Annotated in this window: 1 rRNA gene; it reads right to left on the bottom strand. The window is 40.1% G+C overall.

The features are described 5' to 3' along the window. Positions 1-108 (bottom strand): 23S ribosomal RNA (locus H5S41_RS00100); the annotation flags it as partial. Positions 109-237 lie beyond the last annotated feature (129 nt).

Genomic DNA, 237 nt, shown 5'->3' with positions numbered 1-237 from the left:
TCCGGATCAAAGCGTACTTACCGCTCCCCGAAGCATATCGGTGTTAGTCCCGTCCTTCATCGGCTCCTAGTACCAAGGCATTCACCATGCGCCCTTCATAACTTAACCTTAGCAGTCTGCGACTGCTTTGATTAATTGAGTTAGCGATTATATTCGTTAATTAAAACTCAAATAACGCGGTGTTCTCGGTTTATTGTTTTGTTAATAAAGAAATTAGATAGTATTTAGTTTTCAAAG

It is taken from the genome of Limosilactobacillus albertensis, from assembly GCF_014145555.1.
GTDB classification, from domain to species: domain Bacteria; phylum Bacillota; class Bacilli; order Lactobacillales; family Lactobacillaceae; genus Limosilactobacillus; species Limosilactobacillus albertensis.
The sequence above is the reverse complement of the archived record's forward strand: the minus strand, read 5'-3'. Positions and strand labels throughout refer to the sequence as shown.